This window comes from Oscillibacter ruminantium GH1, from assembly GCF_000307265.1.
Lineage (GTDB): Bacteria > Bacillota > Clostridia > Oscillospirales > Oscillospiraceae > Oscillibacter > Oscillibacter ruminantium.
Genome location: NZ_DF158896.1, coordinates 936,235 through 943,057 on the forward strand (window position 1 = coordinate 936,235; position 6,823 = coordinate 943,057).

At 54.7% G+C, this 6,823-nt stretch carries 11 protein-coding genes; all 11 read left to right on the forward strand.

Annotated elements, in window-relative coordinates; all coding sequences use genetic code 11:
- Window positions 1–152: 152 nt before the first annotated feature.
- A complete protein-coding gene (locus ON16_RS04450; RefSeq protein WP_040659720.1) occupies window positions 153–362 on the forward strand; it encodes a hypothetical protein in 210 nt (69 codons plus the stop codon).
- Entirely contained in the window at window positions 355–1,116 is a 762-nt protein-coding gene (locus ON16_RS14910) for a helix-turn-helix domain-containing protein (protein ID WP_051131522.1), read from the forward strand. The genes ON16_RS04450 and ON16_RS14910 overlap by 8 nt, the downstream gene beginning before the upstream one ends.
- On the forward strand, window positions 1,106–2,458 hold the full coding sequence (locus ON16_RS04460) for a DnaB-like helicase C-terminal domain-containing protein (protein WP_051131523.1): 1,353 nt from the start codon (window positions 1,106–1,108) through the stop codon (window positions 2,456–2,458). The genes ON16_RS14910 and ON16_RS04460 overlap by 11 nt, the downstream gene beginning before the upstream one ends.
- On the forward strand, window positions 2,455–2,670 hold the full coding sequence (locus tag ON16_RS04465) for a hypothetical protein (protein ID WP_040659722.1): 216 nt from the start codon (window positions 2,455–2,457) through the stop codon (window positions 2,668–2,670). The genes ON16_RS04460 and ON16_RS04465 overlap by 4 nt, the downstream gene beginning before the upstream one ends.
- Window positions 2,667–3,464 carry a ParA family protein gene (locus tag ON16_RS04470; protein ID WP_040659725.1) on the forward strand — a complete coding sequence of 266 codons (798 nt, stop codon included), beginning with the start codon at window positions 2,667–2,669 and terminating at the stop codon, window positions 3,462–3,464. The genes ON16_RS04465 and ON16_RS04470 overlap by 4 nt, the downstream gene beginning before the upstream one ends.
- On the forward strand, window positions 3,457–5,001 hold the full coding sequence (locus ON16_RS04475; protein WP_040659727.1) for a ParB/RepB/Spo0J family partition protein: 1,545 nt from the start codon (window positions 3,457–3,459) through the stop codon (window positions 4,999–5,001). The genes ON16_RS04470 and ON16_RS04475 overlap by 8 nt, the downstream gene beginning before the upstream one ends.
- Before the next feature lie 2 nt (window positions 5,002–5,003).
- Window positions 5,004–5,228, forward strand: a complete 225-nt coding sequence (locus ON16_RS04480; protein ID WP_144032043.1) for a hypothetical protein — start codon at window positions 5,004–5,006, stop codon at window positions 5,226–5,228.
- A 1-nt stretch (window position 5,229) separates the two neighbouring features.
- Complete coding sequence (locus tag ON16_RS04485) at window positions 5,230–5,457, forward strand: hypothetical protein (protein WP_040659730.1); 228 nt, start codon at window positions 5,230–5,232, stop codon at window positions 5,455–5,457.
- Between the two features lie 207 nt (window positions 5,458–5,664).
- Window positions 5,665–6,078, forward strand: coding sequence for a single-stranded DNA-binding protein (locus ON16_RS04490; protein ID WP_040659731.1), 414 nt, complete (start codon window positions 5,665–5,667; stop codon window positions 6,076–6,078).
- Window positions 6,079–6,091: 13 nt separating this feature from the next.
- Window positions 6,092–6,601, forward strand: a complete 510-nt coding sequence (locus tag ON16_RS04495) for a hypothetical protein (protein ID WP_040659732.1) — start codon at window positions 6,092–6,094, stop codon at window positions 6,599–6,601.
- Window positions 6,598–6,823: DUF7446 family protein (locus ON16_RS15740; protein WP_040659733.1), on the forward strand; the 226-nt coding region annotated here is incomplete at its 3' end. The genes ON16_RS04495 and ON16_RS15740, both read left to right, overlap by 4 nt.

Below are 6,823 nucleotides of genomic sequence, written 5' to 3' on the forward strand. Positions count from 1 at the left end.
CGGTCGAAAATGCAAGCCCTGTTTTCTGCGGAAGGAGGTGTGACCTCCCGTGAGTGGATGGACGCTTGCATTTGTTGCGATCGGTGTTGCGTGGTGCGTTGGGCAGCTGTTTCGGCTGCTGGACGCGATCGAGAGAAAGGGGATGCGGAAGGATGCCTGAAATTACGGAAAAGCACCTGAAAGATATGGCGGACGACTGGAATGCGGAGACTAACGATCCGGATACGGAGGAGTGGCGTGAGGATCTGACACCGGAGGAGGCGCGAATCGTCAGAGACTGGGACAATGGCTACGCCATCGGGATGCATAATCTTTGCCGGGATATCATGGCGCTTTATCAGGAGGGTGAGCACCATGGCTGAGAGTATTATCCGTGGAAAACGCCAGGGCTTTACGGTCCTATACAATTCCGTGCTGATGGACAATCGGCTGGACCTGAAGACCAAGGGTCTGTTTGCCATTGTACAGTCCTTCCCGGAGGACTGGGAATACAGTGTCAGCGGACTGGCTGCACGGGTCGGAATCGGGCGCGACAGTATCCGTGGATGCCTACGTCAGCTGGAGGATGCAGGCTATCTTCTGCGAGAGCAGCCGCACGGTGCACACGGTCATTTTGCAAGGACAACGTTCGTTTTTCAAGAGCAAGCACCGGGCCAAAAGTCACCGTTGACTGAAAAGCCGTCAACGGTAAAACCGTCAACGGCTGAACCGTCGCCGGTGAATCCGACACAAGTAAATAAACACTTAAGTAAAGAAACAAAAGAGAAAGCCCCCATACCCCCGGCGCGTGAGTTTGTAAAGGACCTACCGCCAGATATATGCCGACGTATTCTGGAGTATTCCCCAAATGACACGGGACTGCAACAGGCCATCCTCGACCTGTTGGAGAATCGGAGTGTTGCAAACAAGAAACCTGTCAAGACCATGCGGGCCATGGATGGGATTCTCCGGGATCTGGACAAGCATTCGGGCGGCCAGCGTGATCTAAAACTCCGGCTGTTGGATAAGGCTATCAAGTGCAACTGGCTTACCGTTTACAAACTGAAGCCTGACGAAATGCCGCTGACAACCCCGGTATCCGACGGCAGCGAGGAGGGTGAGATTGATGGAATTTAACAAAGCCATGGAGATTGCAGGCCGATATCTTGGGTTTGCCCCCCACGATATGGACCCAACCGCCCCACAGGGCCTTTGGATTTGCGATAATCTTGTGACCAGTTCTACCATTCACGCCAACGCTGTGTGCATGGGTACTGGCTGCGACTGGGACGATATCGTCAAGTGTCAACCGTTTTTTGCGCATTTCCCGTACATCGTAATTGTCGCACCAAATGCCATTGCCCGCGAGGAAATGGTCAAGGAACTTCACCCGCGCCTTTCCGGTTCCTGCGTTTACGTCGCCACAGATGCGGGGTTTCGTGGTTGCACATCCATGGTGGACTACGTCAAGCGCTACGGCGATCAGAAAATCGTAGAAATTCTGGAGGGTTCGCTGGAGTTGCCTGCCTACGGCCTAGTTCGGCTGGCAGATGTCCAGCGTCGGGACCTTTCCAATGTTCCCCGTACACTGTCGGGCTTTAAGCGGCTGGATCAGGGCATTGGTGGATTTTTTGCCGGGGAATTATCCGTCTGGACTGGCGTAAACGGCTCCGGAAAGAGCACGATCCTAAGCCAAATTTTGCTGGAAAGCATGAACCAGGGGCATACAGTGTGTGCCTACTCCGGGGAACTTCCTAAGGAACAGTTCAAAGAATGGACACTGTTGCAGGCGGCTGGCCCGGATCATGTTAGATATGAAACCGATAAAGTGACGGGTAAGCGAATTGCTATTCCAGACCCCATTGCCAATAAACAAATTGACGAGTGGCTTGGTGATCGGTACTGGCTGTTTGACCTTGAAAAAAACACAACCCACAGCCCCGAAACCATCATCCGGCAATTTGAGGCTGCCAGAATGCAATACGGCGCAGATGTGTTTCTGGTGGATAACATCATGATGGTGGACTTTGATGGCGTGCGGGAAAAGGATTTTTACCGGGAGCAATCACGCTTTATGCGCACGCTGATCACCTTCGCGAAGCGCCGTAAAGTCCATGTGCATCTTGTAGTCCATCCCAAAAAAGATGGAGCAGATGGAAATGGTGTGTTGACAAAGGCTGACGTTGGCGGCTCCGGTGACATAACAAACCGACCGGATAACGTGTTTGCCATGAGCATCCGTTCCCGCGACGTTGACGGGAAGTTGGAGCAGCGTCCGTATCTTTCAATCTTAAAGAACCGTGACTTCGGAGCTAAGGGCGAGGTCTGGCTGGATTTTGATAAAAAATCACGACGCTTTTACCAGAATAGAACCGGAAGTCCGGATAAGCGATTCGGGTGGGACCCAGCCGGTCAGCAACTAACGTTGGAGGATGCGACCCCGGAGATTAACGAGGTATTCCCGGAGGCCCACGGATGAAAGTTGGAGACACCCTGCGCATTATCCCCACGTTTGACACCACCTACGGCATGCCGGACGATAATGTCCCACTGCCAGCCGTGGTCGTGTACATCCATCCGCAGCAGCGGTACTACCGCGTGCGGTATACAGCAGCCAACGGGGAAAGCTGGACGGAGACGTTTTCCTGCAACCCCTGCGAGCTGGACAGGAGAGGACGGAAGAACAAATGAGAACGATTGCAATTTTTAATCTCAAGGGCGGTGTGGGCAAGACCATGACCACCGCTGCCATGGCCGATTGCCTTGCCGCCGATCACGGAAAGCGTGTCCTGCTGATCGACGCAGACGCACAGGGCAACCTGAGCCAGTATTTTGGAGCGGAGGCGGAGGACGGAAGCGACCTGCTGGCGCTCCTGCAAGGCGAAAACGAGCATTACTACCCGGATTTTGTGACACCTGCCCGGAAAGGCATCGACATCATTCCAGCAGGCATGAGCCTGATGTACGCGGACGTGGACGCCATTAAGGACGGTCGCTGCAATATCAACGCCATCGAGGACTTGCGTGGAGCCATTGCGGAGGATGCAGCTCGTGGAGAGTCGGGCGCGTATGATTACATTCTGATCGACTGCCCCCCCGCATTCAGCGCCGCCAGCTCCGCAGCCTTGACTGCTGCGGACGCAGTGATTATCCCCATCCGGCTGGATGCCTTCTCCACTTCCGGCATGGCGGAGCTGATCACGCAGGTCAGCGCCATGCGCCGCATCAATGAGCGGCTGTGTGTTGCGGGGGTGCTGGCAACGCAGTACCAGCGGACACCAGAAGAAGATTTGGCATTCAACCTTCTGCGGAAAAATACCGTGCTGCCTATTTGCACCAGCAAAATCCGGCAGTCGTCAAGAGTAAGCGCCGCCACCTTTGCATGCGAGTCGTTGCTGTCGTTTAGCCCGCACTGCGGAGCGGCAAAGGACTATCGTAAGTTCGTGCAAGAGTTTTTAGACAGGGAGGGACCAATCAATGGCTAAGAAGACTGTGGACATTGCCGCCATGCTGGGCAAGCAGTTTGCAGATGTGCCCGAATTGGACACATCTGGTCGGGAACAGATCCGGTACATCGACATCGATCTGATCGACGACGACCCCAACAACTTTTACGCGCTGGACTGCTTGGATGAGCTAGCGGCCAACATCGAGCTGTGCGGCTTGCAGCAGCCGATCCGGGTCCGCGCCGGGGAGAGTGGGCACTATACCATCGTCTCCGGGCACCGCCGTCGGGCGGCTCTGCGCAAGCTGGTGGAGGACGGTCAGTCAAAGTACCGGGAAGTTCCATGCATCGAGGAGCGGGACAACGTTTCTCCTGCAATGCAGAAAATGCGTTTGATCCTTGCCAATATGGACACGCGCAAAATGTCAAGCGCGGATATCGCCCAACAGCAAATTGAACTTGAAAAAATTGCGCTTGAACTTGAATCTGAGGGTTATGAAATTAAAGGCCGAAAACGGGACTGGTTCTCTGAGATTTTAGGCGTATCCAAGAGCAAACTTGCCCGAATTAATGTGATCCGAAAAAAACTGATCCCCCTGTGGGCGAAACAGTATGACAAAAACAAGATTTCCGAGGACATGGCCTACGAGCTGGCCAAGCTGCCGGAAGACCACCAGCTGAAGTTGCAAATGTTGCAGGACGGCAAGTATGGCTGCTATGCCAGCACAATCAAAGAGTACGCTCCGGCATTGGCGTCGCTGGATGCCATTAAATGCCCAAATGGCGAGCAGTGCTGCACCAACGCCGATAATATGTGGTCGCGGATGCTAAAGCGTGATTATTGCACCAAACACTGTGATGGTCGCTATGGACGCAAAGCACAGTGCTGCAAGGGCTGCCCGGAGCTGTCGAAATGCAAATACGCCTGCCCCGCGTTTGCAGACGAGATTGCGAAAGAAAAGGCAGAAGCCAAGGCTGAGAGGCAAGAGGAAAAGGCAGCAAAAGAGGCTGCGGAGAAGGCACACATTGCTAGTGTCGCTGCAAGCTGGGCGCGCGTTGGCGCAGCTCGTAAGGCGGCAAAACTGAAAATGAATGATTTTATCAGGGGCATCTATGAACCCAATAAACCGGAATCGGCCTCTTATAGCGATTGGCGCGAAAAAGAATGGGCGAATCGTGAAAAGGGCGAGGGGATCACGCTAAGTGATCGGTGCTTTGGCGCAGATATCCTGAACAACGATGAACTTATCCGCGCGGCAGACATTCTTGGTTGCTCGCTTGACTACCTGTTGGGCCGTGTGGATGACCCGCAGCCCTTTACCGGCGAGTGGAAGTCCGCGCTGGAGGAGCGACCGGACGAGGGACGGTTTTTGTTTGTGTGCGATGGCTGTGGATGCGTGCAGCCGTCGGTATTTTGGCAGGGTGACTACATGGATGCAACGCCCCAGAGCGTCGCAAATAATCGGCTGAAAAACGTCGAATTGTGGATGTACCAGCCCGCTCTGCCGGACGGCATGAAGCACATGGGGCAGGAAACGCTGAATCAAATCATGAAGGATCGAGGTATGGACGTATGAGCATGGAGCAGTATGAAGCAAAACGGCAGTTTGTGACGCGGGAGCTGTCCCGCTGCATCTGCGCAGCGTATGGCGGTGTGAGCCGTCTGGAGTATGAGTATCACGAGGACGACGAGGAGGCCGTGATTATCCGCTTTGACAACGGCTATCACAAGACGGTCAGCGTCAGCGGCGACAGCCGGAGCGGCATCATGACGGACGTGATGATCGCTTTGTCGGGGGTGTAACATGGCACGGTGTACATGGGATGATGGACGCGGAAACTGGGGCGTCAAGGGCGTGGAGCTGGCGCAGCTCTCGCCCAATGCCTACGGTGCCCTATATAAGCTACATAACATTGAACGGATGGCGGAGGCTGTCCATGCGCAGCGCGATCCGGAGCACGCTTCCTATCTGCTGATGGACCTCCTGGAGGAACTTGGCCTGCATGGAGAGGTGCCGCATGCCGAAGCCTAAACCAAACTGCGGAGCTTGCCAAAAGCGCTACCCCGGATGCCACAACCCGGAAACCTGCAAGGATTGGCGAGATTATATTGCTGCAAAGGCAGAGTGGGACGCCAGAGTAAAAGCCACACGCGGTGTGGAAGGCATGATGTATGGTTACAAGGCTGGAATTTTGCGGGAATATACACGCGATAAAAAGCGAAAAGGGAGATGCCAAGATTGCTCAACAAAATTATCCTGATGGGTCGCCTGACGCGGGACCCGGATCTGCGCCGCACCGGAAGCGGCAATGCCGTGACATCCTTTTGCTTGGCCGTTGACCGGGACTTCAAGTCCCAGAGCGGCGAAAAGGAAACGGATTTCATTGATATTGTCGCATGGCGTACTACTGCGGAGTTTGTTAGCAAGTATTTCTCAAAGGGCCGCATGGCCGTGGTGGAAGGCCGCTTGCAGATCCGGGACTGGACCGACAAAGAGGGCGGAAAACGCCGCTCTGCGGAGGTCGTGGCCGACAACGTGTATTTTGGAGACTCCAAGCGCGATGTGTCCAATTCGGGCACATCTGCTCCATCTCCGGTGGATGCCCACTGTGAGCTGGCGGAAGACGAGGAGCCGGGCGAATTACCGTTTTGAGGGAGGCATGACGATGGAAAATGAAAAGCTGATTGCGGCAATGCGGTATTGCAATGCCGTTGTCAATGACACGGAAAATACGGGGCGTTGCAATTTCTGCCCGTACAGAGATCATTGCAGCGATTTGGACAATGAAGCCGCCGACGCGTTGGAACGCCTGACCGCCGAAAGCGCCGAAAAAGACGCGGAAATTGGGCGGCTGACAAACTTGGCACAGGATGCTCAAAAACAATGGAAAGCCGAGTATGCGATGCGCCGTAAGTTTGAGGCCGACCGTGACCGTCTGCAAGCGGAGCTGGATGCGGCGGTGGAGGATTTAAACGGAACCGGAGCGTGTTTTACCTGTAAGCACTTCCGACGGAATGGCGGGGATTGCTTTGGCGCGGGCAGGTGCCGCTTAGACGGCATTGAAATATGGCCCTGCAACGAACCGGGGGTTTATCGGGTGGAAGTGCCTGATGACGGGCGAAAGATGTACGAATGGCGCGGCCCACAGGAAGCCGGGAATGGAGTGGTGGAATGAAGAAGCTAGTAGTCGCCGGTATTACCGGAACAATTTACGACGCCGTATTAAGCAAAAATCCCGATATCATGACCGAAAATCGCACGGATAGAACCGATGAATGTATTCGAGCGGTTGCGGAACACATGAAGTCAAAGGCTGATATCAACAAAGAGCAAAAGGGGTTTTGGCAATACCGCTGGCCCGGAGTTGGTAAGCTCACGTGGGAAAACGAGGCCGCGC

What these genes read in the sequence shown, in the direction of transcription:
- ON16_RS04480 (WP_144032043.1), top strand. Translation starts at nt 5,004, where the DNA reads ATGGAGCAGTATGAAGCAAAACGGCAGTTTGTGACGCGGGAGCTGTCC.
- ON16_RS14910 (WP_051131522.1), top strand. Translation starts at nt 355, where the DNA reads ATGGCTGAGAGTATTATCCGTGGAAAACGCCAGGGCTTTACGGTCCTA.
- ON16_RS04475 (WP_040659727.1), top strand. Translation starts at nt 3,457, where the DNA reads ATGGCTAAGAAGACTGTGGACATTGCCGCCATGCTGGGCAAGCAGTTT.
- ON16_RS04460 (WP_051131523.1), top strand. Translation starts at nt 1,106, where the DNA reads ATGGAATTTAACAAAGCCATGGAGATTGCAGGCCGATATCTTGGGTTT.
- ON16_RS04450 (WP_040659720.1), top strand. Translation starts at nt 153, where the DNA reads ATGCCTGAAATTACGGAAAAGCACCTGAAAGATATGGCGGACGACTGG.
- ON16_RS04495 (WP_040659732.1), top strand. Translation starts at nt 6,092, where the DNA reads ATGGAAAATGAAAAGCTGATTGCGGCAATGCGGTATTGCAATGCCGTT.
- ON16_RS04470 (WP_040659725.1), top strand. Translation starts at nt 2,667, where the DNA reads ATGAGAACGATTGCAATTTTTAATCTCAAGGGCGGTGTGGGCAAGACC.
- ON16_RS04465 (WP_040659722.1), top strand. Translation starts at nt 2,455, where the DNA reads ATGAAAGTTGGAGACACCCTGCGCATTATCCCCACGTTTGACACCACC.
- ON16_RS04485 (WP_040659730.1), top strand. Translation starts at nt 5,230, where the DNA reads ATGGCACGGTGTACATGGGATGATGGACGCGGAAACTGGGGCGTCAAG.